This is a genomic window from Streptomyces sp. NRRL S-87 (assembly GCF_000719335.1).
In the GTDB taxonomy this organism is placed as follows: Bacteria; Actinomycetota; Actinomycetes; order Streptomycetales; family Streptomycetaceae; genus Streptomyces.
Map to the genome: position 1 here is coordinate 60,608 of NZ_JOGB01000016.1, position 17,785 is coordinate 78,392.

The 17,785-nt window shown below is 73.7% G+C and carries 14 protein-coding genes; 9 read left to right on the forward strand and 5 right to left on the reverse strand.

Features of this window, described 5'->3' with window-relative positions; all coding sequences use genetic code 11:
• From IF43_RS0112455 to IF43_RS0112465, 3 genes are all read right to left on the reverse strand, one after another.
• Positions 1-1,041 carry an ABC transporter substrate-binding protein gene (locus IF43_RS0112455; protein ID WP_030198469.1) on the reverse strand — a complete coding sequence of 347 codons (1,041 nt, stop codon included), beginning with the start codon at positions 1,039-1,041 and terminating at the stop codon, positions 1-3.
• Positions 1,042-1,130: 89 nt separating this feature from the next.
• Positions 1,131-1,688, reverse strand: a complete 558-nt coding sequence (gene ssuE / locus IF43_RS0112460) for an NADPH-dependent FMN reductase (protein ID WP_030198470.1) — start codon at positions 1,686-1,688, stop codon at positions 1,131-1,133.
• A gap of 76 nt (positions 1,689-1,764) precedes the next feature.
• Positions 1,765-2,754: a TauD/TfdA family dioxygenase gene (locus IF43_RS0112465; protein ID WP_051795217.1), complete on the reverse strand. Its 990-nt coding sequence runs from the start codon at positions 2,752-2,754 to the stop codon at positions 1,765-1,767.
• Between the two features lie 488 nt (positions 2,755-3,242).
• Between IF43_RS0112465 and IF43_RS0112470 the strand changes: the two genes are divergently transcribed.
• The 9 genes from IF43_RS0112470 (at position 3,243) to IF43_RS0112515 (ending at position 13,373) form a co-directional block, all read left to right on the forward strand.
• On the forward strand, positions 3,243-4,418 hold the full coding sequence (locus IF43_RS0112470) for an ROK family transcriptional regulator (RefSeq protein WP_234332125.1): 1,176 nt from the start codon (positions 3,243-3,245) through the stop codon (positions 4,416-4,418).
• A gap of 224 nt (positions 4,419-4,642) precedes the next feature.
• Positions 4,643-5,530, forward strand: a complete 888-nt coding sequence (locus IF43_RS0112480; protein ID WP_234332126.1) for an amino acid ABC transporter permease — start codon at positions 4,643-4,645, stop codon at positions 5,528-5,530.
• Positions 5,527-6,312 carry an amino acid ABC transporter ATP-binding protein gene (locus IF43_RS0112485; protein WP_030198480.1) on the forward strand — a complete coding sequence of 262 codons (786 nt, stop codon included), beginning with the start codon at positions 5,527-5,529 and terminating at the stop codon, positions 6,310-6,312. The genes IF43_RS0112480 and IF43_RS0112485 overlap by 4 nt, the downstream gene beginning before the upstream one ends.
• A gap of 79 nt (positions 6,313-6,391) precedes the next feature.
• Entirely contained in the window at positions 6,392-7,423 is a 1,032-nt protein-coding gene (locus tag IF43_RS0112490; RefSeq protein WP_030198483.1) for a transporter substrate-binding domain-containing protein, read from the forward strand.
• 28 nt (positions 7,424-7,451) lie between these two features.
• Positions 7,452-8,204 (forward strand): GNAT family N-acetyltransferase, encoded by a 753-nt coding sequence (locus tag IF43_RS0112495; protein ID WP_037888266.1) that lies wholly within the window; start codon positions 7,452-7,454, stop codon positions 8,202-8,204.
• 186 nt (positions 8,205-8,390) lie between these two features.
• Positions 8,391-9,578, forward strand: a complete 1,188-nt coding sequence (locus tag IF43_RS0112500; protein WP_030198489.1) for an LLM class flavin-dependent oxidoreductase — start codon at positions 8,391-8,393, stop codon at positions 9,576-9,578.
• Positions 9,579-9,614: 36 nt separating this feature from the next.
• Positions 9,615-10,985 carry an NtaA/DmoA family FMN-dependent monooxygenase gene (locus tag IF43_RS0112505; RefSeq protein WP_030198492.1) on the forward strand — a complete coding sequence of 457 codons (1,371 nt, stop codon included), beginning with the start codon at positions 9,615-9,617 and terminating at the stop codon, positions 10,983-10,985.
• Positions 10,982-12,091 carry an LLM class flavin-dependent oxidoreductase gene (locus IF43_RS0112510; RefSeq protein ID WP_030198494.1) on the forward strand — a complete coding sequence of 370 codons (1,110 nt, stop codon included), beginning with the start codon at positions 10,982-10,984 and terminating at the stop codon, positions 12,089-12,091. The genes IF43_RS0112505 and IF43_RS0112510 overlap by 4 nt, the downstream gene beginning before the upstream one ends.
• 64 nt (positions 12,092-12,155) lie before the next feature.
• The gene (locus tag IF43_RS0112515) at positions 12,156-13,373 is read left to right on the forward strand and encodes an LLM class flavin-dependent oxidoreductase (protein WP_030198497.1); all 1,218 of its coding nucleotides are present in this window, start codon (positions 12,156-12,158) and stop codon (positions 13,371-13,373) included.
• 120 nt (positions 13,374-13,493) lie between these two features.
• Here IF43_RS0112515 and IF43_RS0112520 read toward each other — a convergent pair whose 3' ends face one another.
• Together IF43_RS0112520 and IF43_RS0112525 are read right to left on the reverse strand one after the other, a co-directional pair.
• On the reverse strand, positions 13,494-14,876 hold the full coding sequence (locus IF43_RS0112520) for a glutamate decarboxylase (RefSeq protein ID WP_030198499.1): 1,383 nt from the start codon (positions 14,874-14,876) through the stop codon (positions 13,494-13,496).
• A 265-nt stretch (positions 14,877-15,141) separates the two neighbouring features.
• Positions 15,142-17,769, reverse strand: coding sequence for an RICIN domain-containing protein (locus IF43_RS0112525; protein ID WP_030198502.1), 2,628 nt, complete (start codon positions 17,767-17,769; stop codon positions 15,142-15,144).
• Between the last annotated feature and the right edge of the window lie 16 nt (positions 17,770-17,785).

Here is a 17,785-nt window from a genome sequence, read left to right on the forward strand (position 1 = left end):
TCAGTTCCCGCTTCCCTTGCCGTAGTCGTTGAACTCGTTGGTGAACAGGGCGTCCGGACTCTTGATGCGGCCCTTGGGGACGTCGCCGCGCTCGGCCAGCCAGTCCACCCACAGCTGGAAGGACTTGGGGTCGATCCGGCCGCCGGTCTCGGCGACCCCGTAGGAGCGCCAGTACTTCAGCGCGGCGGTGTCCTCCTGGCGGCCGCGCTTCCGGACGATCTCGGTGAAGCGGGCGACGACCTGCTCGCGCGGCGTGGTCCGGGACCACTCGATGGCCTTGGCCACGCCCGTGACGAAGGTCCGGGCGGTGTCCGGGTTGGCCTTCAGGAAGCGCTCGGTCATGACGTACGTGCCCGCGCTGAACGCGCCGAGCAGCTGGAAGTCGGTGAACAGCGGGCGGATGCCGCCTGTGGTGAGCGCCTTGTCGCGCAGGATGCCGCCCAGGACGCCCACCTGGATCTGCTTCTGGCGCAGCGCCTGCTCGGTGCTGACGGGCGGCACGACCAGGGGTTCGACCCGGTCGATGTCGGCACGGCCGAGGCCGGCGCGGTCGAGGTAGATGTCCAGCATCGCCTCGGAGTGGGCGCCGAGGGTGTTCATGCCGACCTTCTTGCCGATGAGGTCGCGCGGGGTGCGGATGGGACTGTCCTGGCGGACGTAGAAGCCGCTGTACGCGTCCTTGTCGGACCCGTAGTAGCTGACGACGGCCTTGATCGGGGCGCCCTGGGAGGCCAGCTTGACCACCGCGCCGTTGAAGGCGCCCCCGAAGTCGGTCTGGCCGGTGGCGGCGGACTGGATGTCCTGCGGGCCGCTGATGGTGTTGCCGACCCACTCCAGCTTCACGTCACCGAGGTAGCCGAGGTCCGCGGCGAGCTCGGGAAGGGTGACGGCGCCGGCGGAGCCCTGGTAGCGCAGGGTACGGGTCTGGCCGCCGGCGGGCCGGGCGCTCCCGGCCTCGGCGGTGCCGCAGGCGGTGGCGGCCGCCGAGAGGCCGAGGAGGGTGAGGAAGAGGCGTCTGTTCGGCGTCGGGGTGACGGGCATGGCTGGTGTCCTTCGGCTGGGCGGTCGGTGCGGTGCGGGGGGATTGCGGGCCGGGCGGCGGGTCGCCCGGTGGGGTGCCTGGCCCCGGGTCAGAGCGGCGCGGCGGCCGAGAGCAGCGGCCGGGCGGGCAGCGCGTCCACGAACTCGTCCACGGCCTGGGCAAGCCCTTCGGCGGCACCGGGGTGCAGCCGGCCCCCGTGGGGCAGCCGCTCGACGTGGGAGTCGAGGAGGAAGCGCCCGGCGGTGACATGGGAGGCGCCGAGCGCGGTCAGCACGGGTCGCAGGGCGTAGTCGATGGCCAGGACGTGGGCCAGACTGCCCCCCGTGACCAGGGGCAGGACGGTCTTGCCGGCCAACCCGTCCTGCGGGAGCAGGTCGAGGAACACCTTGAGCAGACCGGAGTACGAGGCCTTGTAGACGGGGGTCGCCACGATGATCCCGTCGGCCTCGGCCACGGCGGAGACCGCTTCCCGGATGCCGTCGGCGTCGGCGCGCGCGGCCAGCAGGTCGGCGGCGGGCAGGTCCCGTACGGCGAGGTGGGAGGCGGCGAACCCGCCGAGGTGGAGGCGGTCGACCACGAGGTCCGCGACGAGCGCGGTGCGGGAGGTGGTGGAGGGGCTGGCGGACAGGGCGAGGAGCTGGGGCACGGGTTCTCCCTTGGGGGGCGGGGCGCGGGCCCGGCCGGCGGCGGTACGGGCGTCCCGGCCGGGCCCGCGGAGGTGGTCAGGCGGCGGCCGGCGCCGAGGCGCCGGACGGGAGGCCGAACGGCGGGTCGGGCACGGTGGCGGGCTCCAGCAGGCGGGACTGCGCGCCGTCCACCCCGACCGGTACGTCGCCGTCGACGGTCACCCGGCGCAGCTTGCGGTCGTGGGCGTCGGAGTCGTCGACGCCGTAGTGCTGGGTGGCGCGGTTGTCCCAGATGGCCACGTCACCCGGCTGCCACTGCCAGCGGACCGTGTTCTCGGGCAGCTCGACGTGGGCCTGGAAGAGGTCGAGCAGGGCCCGGGAGTCGCGACCGGTGAGTCCCGCGATGCGCTGGACGAAGTTGCCGAGGAGCAGCGTCCGCTCCCCGGTCTCGGGGTGCACGCGGACGACCGGGTGCTCGGTGCGGTAGACGGTGGACGTGAAGACGTCGCGGTACTGGGCGAGGAGCTCGGGGGCCGCACCGGGCTTGAGGGCCGCGTAGTCGTACTCGTTGGTGTGGGCCGCGCGCAGGCCGTCGGCGAGGGTGCGCAGTGGCTCCGGGAGGTTCTCGTAGGCGGTGGCGGTGTTGGCCCACAGCGTGTCGCCGCCGTACGGGGGGATGGTCACGGCCCGCAGGATCGAGAAGGCGGGGTAGGCGGGGACGAAGGTGACGTCGGTGTGCCACTGGTTGGCGCGGGCGCCGTGGTCGGAGTCGATGCCGAGGGAGTAGCGGCCGTCGGCGGCGGGGACCGTGGGGTGCGCGACGGGGGTGCCGAGCAGCTGGGCGAATCCCTCGTGGGTCTCCTCGTCGAGGTGGTGCTGGCCCCGGAAGAAGACGACCTTGTGCTGCAGGAGTGCGGTGCGGACGGCGTCGACGGCCGCCGCGTCGAGGTCCGGGCCGAGCTTCACGTCGCCGATCACGGCGCCGATGCGGCCGCCGAGCTTCGTCACGGTCGGGGTGGGCGAGCCGGGGGTCGCGGCGGCGGGGGTGGCGGGTGCGGCGGCGGGGGTGGTGGGTGCGGAGGTCATGACGGACGCCCTTTCGGAATTCTTTTCGCAGCGGAAGGAATGCGGGTGCGACGCGTCCCCCGCCCGGAGGACGGACGGGTGGGAGCGGGGGACTGGCGGGGAGGATGGCCGAAACGAGGTGGCCATGGCCGGGAGCGTGTCAGCGCCGAACAGGGCGGTCAAGGGAGGCCGGTTGACGCGCAACAATCGACGGATACCCTCGTGCCGGACCGCCCCGGGAGGCTCGCGCACCGGCCCTGACCAGGGGCGTCCATGAGCGGTGGGCAAGCCCCCGGGCCGGTCCCGAGCCCGGTCCGGCAGCCTCCGGACGGCCCGGGAATTCACGCCGGCGCAACAACGCGCAACACAGCGGGAGGAAATCCGTGACACTCGGCTCGCCCGGCACCCACGCGACCGCGGCCCCGGCCCACCCGGCCACGCCTGCGGCGCACCCGGCCGGGCCCCCTGCGACCGGCGACGGCAGACGGGAGGCGAACGCGGCCACCGTACTGCGCACCGTCCTCGCCGAGGGTCCGATCGCGCGCGGGGCGATCGCCCGCAGCTGCGGGCTGAGCCCCGCGGCCGTCTCGCGCCAGTGCACCGAGCTCCTCCGGCTCGGCCTGGTGCGGGAGTTGCCCGAGCTCGCCGCGCGCGCCGGAGTGGGCCGCCCGCAGATGCCGCTGGACCTGCACACCGGCGACGTGGGCGGACCGGTCGCGGGGGCGCTGCACATCGGCGTGCCCGGCTCCACGCTCGGCGTGGTGGACCTGCGGGGGCGGGTGCTGGAGCGCCGGGTGGTCTGGCACGAGGACCTTCCCGCGGACCGCGTCCCCGGCCGCGTCGCCGACGAACTCCTGCTCCTGCTGGACGAGTCGGCGCGCGAGCGGCCCGTGCTCGGCGTCGGCGCCGCCGTCGGCCGCTGGGTGCGGCCCTCCGACGGCGTGGTCGTCCGGCACGACGCGCTCGGCTGGTACGACCGGCCGCTCGCGGCCGAGTTGGAGGAACGCCTGGGGCTGCCGGTACGACTCGACAACCACGCCCGCGCAGTGGCCCAGTCGGAGATCCTCTTCGGCCGGCCCGGGGCCCGGCGCAGCCTGGTCCACCTGTTCGTCGGCAACGTCGTGGACGCCGCCTTCGGCACGGCCGGCGTGATCCATCAGGGCCCCGGGGCGGCCGCGGGCGACGTCGCCCACCTGCCGGTTCCGGGGTCGGACACCCCCTGCGCCTGCGGCCGCACGGGGTGTCTCGGCGCCACCGCCTCCGACACCGCCGTCGCGGCCGAGGCCGTCCGGCGCGGCATCGTCGACGTGCCCCGGATGGCCACGCTGTTGGCCGCCGCGGAGGCCGGGCACGACGGGGCGGCGGGCCTCCTGCGGGAACGGGCGCGGGCGGTGGGACGCGCGGTGGCGCTCCTGCTGGACGTGTTCAACCCGGACCTCGTCGTGGTCACCGAGCAGTCGCTGCTGGCCGACCCCGGCTACCTCGCCGAGCTCCGCAGCTCGGCCCTGGAGCACTCACGGGTGTGCGACGACCCGGACCGCATCGTCCCGCCCCACGCGGGTCCGGACGTCCTGGCCGCCGCCTCCGCGACCGTCCTCCTCCACCCCCTCTTCGCCGCCCCCACCCGCACCACCCCGTTCACGGTCCCCGGCCCGGCGTCTCACCCTGCGGGCACCCGTCGTTGACAGGTCCGGGCGGAGCCGCCTACGGTCCGGGCACTATGGCGACGTACTCGAACCGCCCCGTGGACCTGCTGCGCGTCAGCAGCGCGCTGTGTCGCGCTCCGCGCCGCGCCCGCCTCCTGGGCTGACGTCCACCGCCTCGCGGCCCGCCGCGAGCGCCCCCTTCTTCCCCCTGCCCGCCGCGGCCCCCGTGTGCCCGGGCAGGTCCTGGAGCACCCGTGAGCGAACTGCTCGGCTCCGCCGCGCCCCCGGGCGCGGCCGACGCCCCTGCCCCGTCCCCGCCCGCCCAGCGCGTGCTGCCGCTGAGGCGCCCCGGCCGCTGGGCAGCCGCCGCCCTCGTCCTCGTCGTGGTCGCCCAGATCGGCCACGGCCTGGTGACCAACCCCTTCTTCCAGTGGGACCGCTTCCCCTACTGGTTCGTCCGCCCGGTGGTGGTCGACGGCCTGCTGATCACCCTTCAGGTGGCCGCCCTCAGCGGCCTGTTCGGCCTCGCCGGCGGCATCGCGCTGGCCCTCGCCCGGCTGTCGGCGAACCCCGTCCTGCGGGCGGTGAGCTGGACGTACGTCTGGCTCTTCCGCTCCGTCCCGCTCATCGTGGTGCTGCTGTTCCTGTACAACCTCAGCGCCCTGTATCCCACGCTGAGCATCGGCATCCCGTTCGGCCCGGAGTTCGCCCGGTTCGACGAGGCCGAGCTCGCCACCGACCTGGCGGTGGCCGTGACCGGGCTCGGTCTCACGGAGGCCGCGTACGCCGCCGAGGTGGTCCGGGCCGGCATCCTCTCCGTGGACGGCGGCCAGTACGAGGCGGCGGCCGCGCTCGGCCTGCCGCGCCGCTACCGCTTCACCCGGATCGTGTTCCCGCAAGCGCTCCGCGCCATCGTGCCCTCGTACGTCAACCAGCTGATCGGCCTGGTCAAGGCCACCTCGCTGGTGTTCTACGTGTCCCTGCTCGACCTGTTCGGTGCGGTGCAGAGCATGGCCGCGACCTACCCCGGCGACGTGGTGCCGCTGCTGCTGGTCGCCACGGTCTGGTACGTGCTGCTCACCAGCGTCGTCTCCGTCGTCCAGTACTACGTCGAGCGCCACTACGCGCGCGGCGCGAAGGAGGGGCGATGAGCACCCCGGACATCGAGGTGAGCACCCCGGCCGTCGAAGTGCACGACGTGCACAAGTCCTTCGGCGACCGGCGGGTCCTGGCCGGGGTGTCGCTGACCGTGCGGCCGGGCGAGGTGACCGCGGTCCTCGGCCCCTCGGGGTCGGGCAAGTCGACCCTGCTGCGCGTGATCAACCACTTGGAGAGGCCCGAGGCAGGGTACGTCTCCGTGGGCGGCGAACTGATCGGCGTGCGCCGGCACGGCGCGCACCTGAAGGAGCTCAGCGAGCGCGCCCTGCTCGTCCAGCGCGGCCGGATCGGCTTCGTCTTCCAGAACTTCAACCTGTTCCCGCACCTGACGGTGCTCGACAACGTGGCCGCCGCCCCCGTCGCCACCGGGCGGCTGCGCAAGCCGGAGGCCCAGGAGCTGGCCCGTTCGCTGCTGGCGCGGGTGGGCCTGGCCGACCGGACCGGGGCGTACCCCCGGCAGTTGTCCGGAGGGCAGCAGCAGCGGGTGGCCATCGCCCGGGCGCTGGCCCTACGCCCCGAGGTGATCCTCTTCGACGAGCCGACCTCGGCCCTGGACCCCGAGCTGGTCGGTGAGGTGCTCTCCGTCATCAAGGACCTGGCCACGGGCGGAACCACGCTGGTCATCGTGACCCACGAGATCGGGTTCGCCCGGGAGGTGGCCGACCGGGTCGTCTTCCTGGACGGCGGCCGGATCGTGGAGCAGGGCCCGCCGCACGAGGTGCTGGACCGGCCCCGGCACGCACGCACGCGGGAGTTCCTGAGCCGGGTGCTCTGAACGCCCGCCCCTCCCCCGCTCCCCTCCCCCTCTTCTTCATCCCACCCCGTCATCACCCCCTCTGCGAGAAGGAACCGCCATGCCCCGTCTGCCGCTGCGCTCCCGCTTCGTGCGGGCGCTCACCGCTGCCACCGCCGCCGGCACGCTCGCCGCCCTCCTGTCCGGCTGCGGCGGGGAGAGCGCCGCGGCCGGGTCCTCGGCCGGCCCGGGCGACGGCCCGGGGACGGTCACCGTCGGGGCGCTGTCCAACGGCGCGGCCCGGCAGACCCGGCTGTCCGTGACCTCCGTGGCCGCCCTCCGTGCCGAACTCCCCAAGTCCGTGCGGGACAAGGGCGAGCTCGTCATCGGCGTGGGCGCTCTGCCCGCCGGGTTCGCGCCGCTGGCGTACATCGGCAGTGACCAGAAGACCCTCACCGGAGCCGAGCCGGACCTCGGGCGGCTCGTGGCGGCCGTGCTGGGGCTGGATCCGGTGGTGCGCAACTCCACGTGGGAGAACCTGTTCGTCGGCATCGACAGCGGCAAGGTCGACGTGGCCTTCTCCAACGTCACCGACACCGAGGAGCGCAAGCGCAAGTACGAGTTCGCCTCGTACCGGCAGGACAACCTCGCGTTCGAGGTCCTGAAGAGCAGCACCTGGGAGTTCGCCGGGGACTACCGCAACCTCGCGGGCCGCACCGTGGCCGTCAGTCGGGGCACCAACCAGGAGAAGATCCTGCTGGAGTGGCAGGCCCGGCTGAAGTCCGAGGGCAAGGTCCTCACCGTCAAGACCTACCCCGACACCAACAGCACCTACCTGGCGCTCAGCGGCCGGAAGATCGACGCCTCGTTCGGCCCGAACCCGGCCATCGCCTACCACATCACCCAGACCGCGCACAGCGCCTCGCCCACCCGCAACGCAGGGCGGTACTCCGGGGCGGGCGCCTCGCTGCAGGGCCTGATCGCCGCCACCGCGAAGAAGGACAGCGGGCTGGCCAGGCCCGTCGCCGACGCCGTCAACCACCTGATCCGGAACGGCCAGTACGCCGCGCTCCTGGCGGCGTGGAACCTCTCGAACGAGGCGGTCACCACCTCCGAGGTCAACCCGCCCGGCCTGCCCCTGACCAACTCCTGACCCCCCATCGCGAACGGAAAGGCTCCCGGTGCCCGCGTCCTCCCCGCACGCCGTCCCACCCGTCACCGCCCACGCCCTCGACAACCCGGTCTGGGCCGCCCTCAGCGGTCCGCACCGCCGCTTCGCGCAGTCCGCGGGCCCGCTCGCGGCCCGATACGCGCCCGACGTGGCTCCCTTCAACGCACTGGCGGACCCCGCGGACCCGCGGGCCTGGGCCGATCTCGCGGCCCTCGTCGGCCCGGGCGGGACGGCGACCCTGGCGGGACGGTTCGCGCCGCCCGCCGGCTGGGAGCAGGTCGGGTCCCTGGAAGGCGTGCAGCTCGTGGACGCCGGGGTGCGGGCCGAGCCGGCACCGGAGGCGGTCCCGCTCGGGCCCGCCGACGTTCCGGAGATCCTGGAACTGATCGCGCTCACCCGGCCGGGGCCGTTCCTGCCGCGGACGGTGGAGCTCGGGACGTACCTCGGCATCCGGGAGCGGGGGCGGTTGGTGGCGATGGCCGGCGAGCGGCTGCGGCCGCCGGGCTGGACGGAGATCAGCGCGGTGTGCACCCACCCCGACCACCGCGGCCGGGGGCTGGCGACGCGGCTGGTCCGGGCCGTCGCGGCGGGCATCCGCGAGCGCGGGGACACCCCGTTCCTGCACACCGCGGCCACGAACACCGGGGCGATCCGGCTCTACGAGTCACTCGGCTTCGCGTTGCGCCGACGCCCGGACTTCCTCGCCGTCCGCGCCACGGGGCGGCCGCCCGCGGCGAGCCACACGACTGCCAAGTCCTCTTAACAGTGCGTGCATTGAGTGCGCCCGCCCCGCGCCATAGCGTTTCGAAAAGGGACTGAAAGGGTCGATTCCTTGTCGAATTCCGTGCCTGACACTGGTACCGCTTCCGCTTCCGCTTCCACCGGCGCTTCCGCTTCCACCGGCGCTTATGCTTCCACCGCCGCTTCCGCGTTCACCTCCGCCGGTCTCCTGCACCTCGCCGTCGCCCTCGTCGGGGCCGGCTGGCACCCGGCCGCCTGGCGCGAGCCGGGCGCCCGCCCGGACGCCCTGTTCACCGCCGGCTACTGGGCCGACCTGGTCGCCGAGGCCGAGCGGGGGCTGCTCGACTTCGTCACCTTCGAGGACTCCCTCGGCCGGCAGTCCTCCGATCCGTCCGGGCCGGACGACCGCACCGACCGGGTCAGCGGCCGGCTCGACGCGGTGCTGACCGCGGCCCGCGTGGCACCCCTGACCCGGCACGTCGGGCTGGTTCCGACCGTGGTCGCCACGCATACCGAACCGTTCCACGCGTCCAAGGCCCTCGCGACCCTCGACTACGTGAGCGCCGGCCGCGCCGGGCTGCGCGTCCGGGTGTCGGGCCGCCCCGACGAAGCCCGGCACTTCGGCCGCCGCAGGTTCCCCGACCCGCGCACCGCCGGCCCCGACACGGCTGCCGGCCGGGAGCTGGCGGCCGGCCTGTTCGCCGAGGCCGCCGACTACGTCGAGGTCGTCCGCAGGCTGTGGGACAGCTGGGAGGACGACGCGGAGATCCGCGACGTCGCCACCGGCCGGTTCGTCGACCGTGCCAAGCTCCACTACGTCGACTTCGAGGGCCGGCACTTCAACGTGAAGGGCCCCTCCATCACCCCCCGCCCGCCCCAGGGCCAGCCGCCGGTCAGCGCCCTCGCGCACGGCCCCGGCACCCATCCGCTCCTGGCCACCTCCACCGACCTGGGCTACCTCACGCCGCGGAACGCCGACGAGGCCCGTACCGCCGTCGCCCAGGTGCGCGCCGCCCGGACCGCCGCCGGGCGGGCGGGCGAGCCCCTGCACCTCTTCGGCGATCTCGTCGTGTTCCTCGACGCCGAGCCCGGCGCCGCCCGTGCGCGCCTGGAGCGGCTCGACGCCCGCGCCGGGGAGCCGTACCGCAGTGACGCGAAGGTGTTCGCGGGCACGCCCGCCCAGCTCGCGGACCTGCTCCAGGAATGGCGGGCGGCCGGCCTGACCGGCTTCCGGCTGCGCCCCGGCGTCCTCGCCCACGACCTGCCGGCCGTCACCCGGGACCTGGTCCCCGAACTGCAGCGGCGGGGCGCGTTCCGGACCGTGTACGGGGCCCCCACCCTGCGCGGTCTCCTCGGACTGTCCCGTCCGGCCAGCCGCTACGCCACCGCCGTCTGAGCTCCGCGCAGCGGAGCGGAAGGGACAGCAGCACCCATGAGCAAGCCGTCGAAGCCACTGAAGCAGATCCACCTCGCGGCCCACTTCCCCGGCGTCAACAACACCACCGTGTGGAGCGACCCCGCGGCCGGCAGCCACATCGAGTTCGCCTCCTTCGCGCACTTCGCGCGGACCGCGGAGCACGCCAAGTTCGACTTCCTCTTCCTCGCCGAGGGCCTGCGGCTGCGCGAACAGGGTGGCCTGATCTACGACCTGGACGTGGTCGGCCGGCCGGACACGTTCACCGTGCTCGCAGCACTCGCGGCGGTCACCGACAAGCTCGGCCTGACCGGCACCATCAACTCCACTTTCAACGAGCCGTTCGAGGTGGCCCGGCAGTTCGCCAGCCTCGACCACCTCTCCGGAGGCCGCGCCGCGTGGAACGTGGTCACGTCGTGGGACGCGTTCACCGGGGAGAACTTCCGGCGGGGCGGGTTCCTGCCGCGCGAGGACAGGTACGCCCGAGCGAAGGAGTTCCTGGCCACGGCGCTGGAGCTGTTCGACTCGTGGGAGGAGGACGCGGTCGTGGCCGACCCGGACACGGGGCGGTTCCTGCGGGACGCGCGGGCCGGTGCGTTCGCCCACCGCGGGCCGCAGTTCGACATCGAGGGCCGCTTCGACGTGCCGCGCGGGCCGCAGGGCAGGCCGGTGGTCTTCCAGGCGGGCGAGTCGGACGAGGGCCGGGAGTTCGCGGCGCAGAGCGCGGATGCGATCTTCAGTCGGTACGCGACGCTGGAGTCCGGGCGCGCGTTCTACTCCGACGTCAAGGGGCGGCTGGCCAGGTACGGGCGGCGGCCCGAGCAGCTCAAGATCCTTCCTGCGGCGACGTTCGCGCTCGGCGACACCGACGCCGAGGCACAGGAGCTGGCGCACGAGGTGCGGCGGCAGCAGGTCAGCGGGCAGACCGCCCTGCGCTACCTGGAGCACGTCTGGAACCGGGACCTGTCCTCGTACGACCCGGACGGGCCGCTGCCCGACGTCGACCCGGAGCCGGGCGAGAACACGGTCGCGCTGGGGCGGGCGAGCGTACGGCAGTTCCGCGACCCCCTGGCCACGGCGCGCGAGTGGCGGGCACTGGCGGCGGCCAAGAACCTGTCGATCCGCGAGCTGGTCATCGAGACGACCGGACGGCAGAACTTCATCGGCTCGCCGGCCACGGTGGCCGCGGAGATCGACCGCCTCGTGCAGGCCGACGCGGCGGACGGCTTCATCCTCGTGCCCCACATCACCCCGGGCGGCCTCGACGTGTTCGCCGACACGGTCGTGCCGCTGCTGCAGGAGCGGGGCGTCTTCCGCACCGAGTACGCGGGCGACACCCTGCGCGACCACCTGGGTCTCACCGCGGCGGCGCCGGAGCCGGCGTCGTGAAGTTCCTGGCCATCACCCTGATCGTGCACGCCCCCGATCCGGTCACGGGCGTGGCCGTGCCCGTGCGCGAGCGCTTCCGGGAGGTGGTGGCGGACGCCGTGTTCGCCGAGGAGGTCGGCTTCGACGGCTTCGGGGTGGGCGAACGGCACGAGCGGCCCTTCCTGTCCTCTGCCCCACCGGTGGTGCTCGGCCACATCGCGGCACTGACCCGCACGATCCGGCTGTTCACCGCGGTCACCACGCTCAGCCTGCTCGATCCGGTGCGGGCGTACGAGGACTACGCCACGCTCGACCACCTGTCCGACGGACGGCTCGACCTGATCGTCGGGAAGGGCAACGGCACGGCACAGGCGGCGCTGTTCGGCGTCACCGCCGAGGACCAGTGGGAGCGCAACGCCGAAGGCTTCGAGCTGTTCCGCCGGCTCTGGCGGGAGGACCGGGTCACGGCCGTGCCGCGGTTCCGGCCTCCGCTGACGGACGCCGAGGTGCTGCCGCGACCGCTCCAGCGACCCGTGCGGGTCTGGCACGGCAGCGCGACCAGCCGCGCCTCGGTCGACCTCGCCGCCCGGTACGGGGATCCGCTGTTCTCCGCCAACGTCACCCACCCCGTCGGCCCCTACGCCGAACTGGTCCGGCACTACCGGGAGCGCTGGGCCCACTACGGGCACGACCCGGCTCGCGCGACGGTCGGTGCGGGCACGGCCGGGCTGTACACGGCCCGGACGTCCCAGGCCGCCGTGGCGGGCTTCCGACCGGCGTTCGAGGCGTACGTGGGCAGTCAGCGGGCCGCAGGAGTGCCCCCGGTGTTCCCGACACTGGAGGACTTCGTGGCGCGCAGCTCCGCGCTGGTCGGCAGTCCGCAGCAGGTGGTGGAGAAGGTGCACCGCTACCACGAGGAACTCGGCCACACGGTGCTGCACGTGCCGGCCGACGCCGGCGCGCTCGGCGACCGGCGGCACCGGGCATCGCTGGAACTCTTCCACGCCGAGGTCGCGCCGGTGCTCCGCAAGGAGATCCCGGACCCGCCGTTCGCCTGGTCCCCGCCCCTGGAGACCGCCGCCGCGGCGCTCGTTCCCGCCCCGGTCGTGCAGCCGGAGACGGGCTGAGTCCGTCCGCGGGTCCCCCGCTCCGTGTCCACCGCCGGTGTCTCCCCGCTCCAGGAGGTTCCACGTGTCCCACATCCCGCTCGGGGTCCTCGACCTCGTACCCGTCGCCTCCGGCTCCACGGCCGCCGAGGCCCTGCACCGCAGCATCGACCTGGCGCGCGCGGCCGAGCGGGCCGGCTACGCCCGCTACTGGTTCGCGGAGCACCACCTGAACCCGGGTGTGGCCGGCACCTCGCCGGCCGTCGTCCTGGCGCTCACCGCGTCCGCGACCTCGACGATCCGCCTCGGGTCGGGCGCCGTTCTCCTCGGCCACCGCACCGCCCTGGCCACGGTGGAGGAGTTCGGGCTGCTGGACGCGCTGCACCCGGGACGGATCGACCTGGGGCTGGGCCGTTCCCCGGGCCCACCACCGGCCTCTGCCGGCACCGCGGGACGGGGGTCCGGCCACGCAGCGGGGCAGGAGCCGGCCACCGCACCACGACGGGACGCCGCGGGGGGAGCGGGCGGAGCGGGCGGCGCGGAGCCGGTGCGCGTCGGGCGGGCGGCCCGCAGGACACCGGACGGACTCGTCCTCCCGCCCCCGTCCTCGTTCGCCCACCTGCTCGGCTCGCCGCGGGTCGCGCTCCAGCAGCGCCTGCTCCGGCTTCCGGGGGCCCGTACCCAGGACTACGCCGAGCAGGTGGACGACCTCCTCGCGCTCCTGCGCGGGGACTACCTCTCACCCGAGGGGGTGGCCGCGCACCCGGTCCCGGGCACGGGCGCCGACGTACAGGTGTGGGTGCTGGGCAGCAGCGGGGGCGTCAGCGCGGAGGTCGCGGGCCGCAACGGCCTGCGGTTCGGCGCCAATTACCACGTGGCACCGGCAGGGGTCCTGGAGGCGGCCGACGCCTACCGCGCCGCTTTCAAACCCTCGGCCGATCTGGACCGCCCCTACCTCACGGTCTCGGCGGACGTCGTGGTCGCGGAGGACGACACGACGGCCCGGGAGCTGGCGGCCGGATACGGGCCCTGGGTGCGCAGCATCCGTACGGCCGAGGGTGCCATCCCGTACCCGAGCCCGGCCGAGGCGGCCGCGTACCCATGGACCGCCGAGGACCACGCGCTGGTCGCGGACCGCCTCGACACGCGCTTCGTCGGTTCCCCCGACCGCGTCGCCGCGGGCCTCGCCCTCCTCCAGGAGGCCACCGGCGCCGACGAACTCCTCGTCACCACCATCACCCACGACCACACCGCCCGCGTGCGCTCGTACGAACTCCTCGCCGAGGCCTGGCGGTCGGTGTGACCGGGTCCTCCCCCGCAACCGTTGTCAGTCCCTTCTGCCAGGATCCCCTCGAGGACGTCGTGCTGACCCCGTCCCGGGGCGCCGCGTGTCCCCACTCCGCCCAGCGAAGGCCGTAGACGGTCAGTGGTGGAAGCTCGGCCGGGGCGTGGCCGCCCGGCCGGGTCCGGCGAGGAGGTGTTTGACGGCCGCGTCGAGGTCGTCGGTGAGCAGGGCGATCTTGTCGGGGGTGATGCCGTGGCGGATCAGGACGCGCTGGATGACGGTCTCCTCGCGGGCGGGCGGCAGCGGGTAGGAGGGCACCTGCCAGCCGCGCAGCCGGAGCCGTTCGGTGAGATCGTAGAGCGTGAAGGGCGTGTTCTCGGGGTCGGTGAGCGTCCACGAGACGGCGGGCAACCCGCCCTCGCCGTCGTACAGCAACGTGAAGGGGCCCATCTCGGAGATGGCCTCGCCGAGGGCGCGCGCGGTGGCGCCGGCGGCCTCGTACACGTGGCGGAAGCCGGCCCGGCCCAGCCGGAGCAGGATGTAGTACTGGGCGATGACGGAGCCGCCCGGGCGCGAGAAGTTGAGGGCGAAGGTCGGCATGTCGCCGCCCAGGTAGCTGACCTTGAACACCAGCTCGTCGGGGAGGTGTTCGGGAGACCGCCAGATCACCCAGCCGACTCCGAGGGGGGCCATGCCGTACTTGTGGCCCGAGGTGTTGATGGAGACCACGCGCGGCACCCGGAAGTCCCAGGCGAGGTCGGGCTGGACGAAGGGCGCGACGAAGCCGCCGCTGGCGGCGTCGATGTGCAGGGGGACGTCGATGCCCGTGTCCGCCTGGATGGCGTCGAGTTCGTCGGCCATGGCCTGCACCGGCTCGTAGTCGCAGGTGTACGTGACGCCGAGGATGGCGACGACGCCGATGGTGTTCTCGTCGACGTACTCGCGCAGCTGGTGCGGGCGCAGCCCGGTCGCGTCGGGTTCCAGCGGGATCTGGCGCAGCTCGATGTCGAAGTAGCGCGCGAACTTCTCCCAGCAGACCTGCACCGGGCCGCACACGAGGTTGGGCCGGTCGGTCGGCTTGCCCGCGGCGCGCATGCGCTCGCGCCAGCGCCACTTGAGGGCCATGCCGCCGAGCATCGCGGCCTCGCTGGAGCCGGTGGTGGAGCAGCCCGTGGCGTTGGAACCGGCCGGGGCGTGCCAGAGGTCGGACAGGATCTGGACGCAGCGGGACTCGATCTCCGCGGTCTGCGGGTACTCGTCCTTGTCGATCATGTTCTTGCTCAGGCCGGCGTCCATGAGCAGGTGGACCTCGGGGTCGCTCCACGTGGTGCAGAAGGTGGCCAGGTTCTGCGCCGCGTTCCCGTCGAGCTCCAGCTCGTCCTGGATCAGGGTCCGGATCGCACGCGGGTCGGAGCTGTTGTCGGGCATGCGGTTCTTCGGCAGTGCCTCGGCGGTCACGGGCATCGCGTAGAGGTCCGCGAAGGCCTCCTGAGCTTCCCGTCGGGTCTCGTGCAGGGCCATCGCGACTCCTCGATCCGGCTCGCCCTCGTACGACCCTCCGATCCTCACCCACGGGCCGCGGCCCCGCGCCCCACCCTGACCCGAACGGGTGAACGGGCGAACGGGCGGTTCCGGCCACGAGGTCAGCCGGGGAACGTGAGCACCTCGGCTCTCCGCAGCGGAAAGCCGCCCTCCCCCCGAGATGTCTCCTCGGTCGGGGAGGGCGGCTCCCTCGCTCGTAGCCCGTCAGCTCAGGCGGACACCTGCGCCCGCTCAGGCGTCGGGGTCAGGACGGGTCGCCGTACTGGAGGCCGCGCCCGTTGGTGCCGACGTACACGCGGCCGAAGGTGTCGGGGTCGCCGGTGACGACGCCGACACCGCCGATGCTGCCCCACTGGTGGGCGTCGTCGTTGACGCGGAGCCAGGTGGCGCCCTTGTCGGTGGAGCGGAAGACGCCGGTGACGTCCTTGACGGTGCCGATCAGGTACAGGGCCTGGTAGGAGGCACCCGGTGCGGCCTTGCCGAAGCCGAGGGCGGAGGCGGACTTCACCGGGGCGAGCCTGGTGAACGTGCGGCCGCCGTCGGTGGAGTGCAGCAGCCCCTGGCCGTCGCCGGCGATCCACAGGTCCCCCGCGACTCCGGGAACGGCCTTGAGCCGGCCGCCGGCGGGCAGGCCGGCGGCCCGGGCGCTGAAGGTCGCACCGCCGTCGGTGCTGGCGTAGAGCGTGCCGCCGGCCAGTGAGTAGAACGTCCTGGCCGAGGAGCGGTCGGCGACGACCACGGCGTCGGTGCCCAGGCCGCCGACCTTCGACCAGCTCGCCCCCTTGTCGGTCGACCGGTACGGGACCTGGCCGGCCTCGGTCCAGACGATGGCGGAGCCGTCCGCCGCGAGCGCGACACGACCGTCCTGCGCGCCGGCCACCGGCTCTGTCCTGAAGCCGTTCCAGTGGATGCCGCCGTCGGTGGAGTAGGCGCCGTCCTGTGCGCCGCCATGGCCCACCCGGACCATCATGGAGGGGGCCGACTCGGCGAAGTCGATGTCGGTGCTGTTGGTCATCATCGGGTCGGCCAGCCGGCCGGTGGGCACCTTGGTCAGGTCGGTGTGGCGGAAGCCGCCCTGGTCGCCCATGGCGGTGATGACGGCCGCACCGCCGGGCGGGGCGATCGCGTCCATCAGCGCGGTCTCCTCAAGACCCCGCGCCCCCACGGTCCAGTGACTGCTGCCGCCGCGGTCGGTGGCGTCGGCGTCCTTGCTGCGCCAGATGCCGTTGCCGGTGCCGTACAGCACGTGCCCGGAGGCGAAGGGGTCGATGGCCAGGGCGGTCATCCAGTGCCCGGTGTGCGTGCCGAGGTACGGAGCGGCCGAGGCGTTCCGTACCGACTTCCCGGCCAGTGCCGTCCACGTCGCGCCGCCGTCGGTGGTCCGGTAGATCTCGTCCTCGGGCCACCACCGGCAGAGGGTGGTGACCATCACCGTGGAGGGCTTGCGCGGGTCGACGGCCAGACCGGAGAACCCGTAGCTGCCCTGCGACGGGGAGACGTTCTTCCACGCCCCGCCGGCCGGCGTGTGCTTCCACACCGAGCCCCCCGTCACGCCGTTGGGTCCGAGGTTGTCGGTGTACGTCAGGTACAGCGAGCCGTCTCCGGAGACGACGCCGTGCTGCGGCAGCTGGCCGGTGGGCTGCCCGGGGACGGCCTGCCAGGTGCTGCCGCCGTCGGTGGAGCGGTACAGGGAGGTGGACCTGTCGGCGACGCCGACGTAGATCGTCCTGCTGCCGGCCGGGCCGTACGTCACGAAGGAGATGCCCGCGCCGCTGCCCGCGCCGTCCTTGACGGGGAACGACGAGACCTGGCGCCATGTCGCGCCGTGGTCGGTGCTGCGCCACAGGCCGTTCTTGCGCGTGCCCAGCAGCAGGGTCCCGTTGTCGGCCGGGTTGACCGCCAGCCGTTCGCCCGCCCCGCGGCCGTCCTCGTTGCCGCCCAGCTTGAAGGGCAGGTCGGTGCGCCGGAAGGTGCGGCCCCGGTCGCTGGAGCGCAGGATCGCGCCGTTGCCGGCCCAGTCGTTGGTGTAGGTGCCCGTCGCGAGGTAGAGCCGGTCGGGGTCGACGGGGTCGGTGGCCAGCGCGTCGATGCCCAGCAGGTTCCAGTCCTTCTCGCCGAGCCAGTCGGTCAGCGGGATCCACTGCTCGGCAGCGGCGTCCCAGCGGTAGGCGCCGCCCATGTCGGTGCGCGCGTACAGCAGACCCTTCTCCCGAGGGTTGAACACCAGCCCGGTGACGTAGCCGCCGCCGACCACCTGGGCGTTCTTCCACGCGTACGGTCCGGTGCCGGGGGCCTGGGCATCGGCCGTTCTCACCAGCTTCCACTGCTGGTTGGTGCTGCCCCGGCCGGGATACTGGATGACGGCCGCGCCCTCGGTCGTGGAGCCTCCGGAGACGTCCAGGACCTGGCCGCTCCTGCGGGAGGTGAAGGTGACGGCATCGGAACCGGTCACGTCGTCGATCCGCCACTCCTGGGAGGCGGAGGAGCTGTCGGTCTGTTGCTCGGCGACAGCTGCCTGGGCGGTCGAGCCGCCCGCTATTCCCAGCACCTTGCCGCTGTTGCGGTTCACCAGCTCGTAGTAGCCGTCCCCGGTGGGACGCAGTCTCCACTGCTGGTTGGCGGTGTTCTGGTCGGTCCACTGCTGGATGCGGGTGCCGTCGGCGGTGGAGAAGGCGTTGACGTCCATCACCTTGCCGCTGCGCACGGAGACCAGCTTGTAGTAGGCACCGCCGTCGACCGTCGCGGCCTGCGAGTCGTCCTGCACGAACAGGAAGTACGGCACGACGGTGGCGGGCACACCGAGCAGCAGAGCGGTGGCGGTCCTGCGTCGGCGGTGACGCCCGCGGCGCCCGCCGTTCGTGGGGTTGTTCATGGGGGGTGTTTCTCCT

Coding starts and splice junctions, on each gene's coding strand:
- IF43_RS0112520 (WP_030198499.1), bottom strand. CDS start 14,876: ATGGCCCTGCACGAGACCCGACGGGAAGCTCAGGAGGCCTTCGCGGAC.
- IF43_RS0112505 (WP_030198492.1), top strand. CDS start 9,615: ATGAGCAAGCCGTCGAAGCCACTGAAGCAGATCCACCTCGCGGCCCAC.
- IF43_RS0112490 (WP_030198483.1), top strand. CDS start 6,392: ATGCCCCGTCTGCCGCTGCGCTCCCGCTTCGTGCGGGCGCTCACCGCT.
- IF43_RS0112465 (WP_051795217.1), bottom strand. CDS start 2,754: ATGACCTCCGCACCCACCACCCCCGCCGCCGCACCCGCCACCCCCGCC.
- IF43_RS0112485 (WP_030198480.1), top strand. CDS start 5,527: ATGAGCACCCCGGACATCGAGGTGAGCACCCCGGCCGTCGAAGTGCAC.
- IF43_RS0112455 (WP_030198469.1), bottom strand. CDS start 1,041: ATGCCCGTCACCCCGACGCCGAACAGACGCCTCTTCCTCACCCTCCTC.
- IF43_RS0112525 (WP_030198502.1), bottom strand. CDS start 17,769: ATGAACAACCCCACGAACGGCGGGCGCCGCGGGCGTCACCGCCGACGC.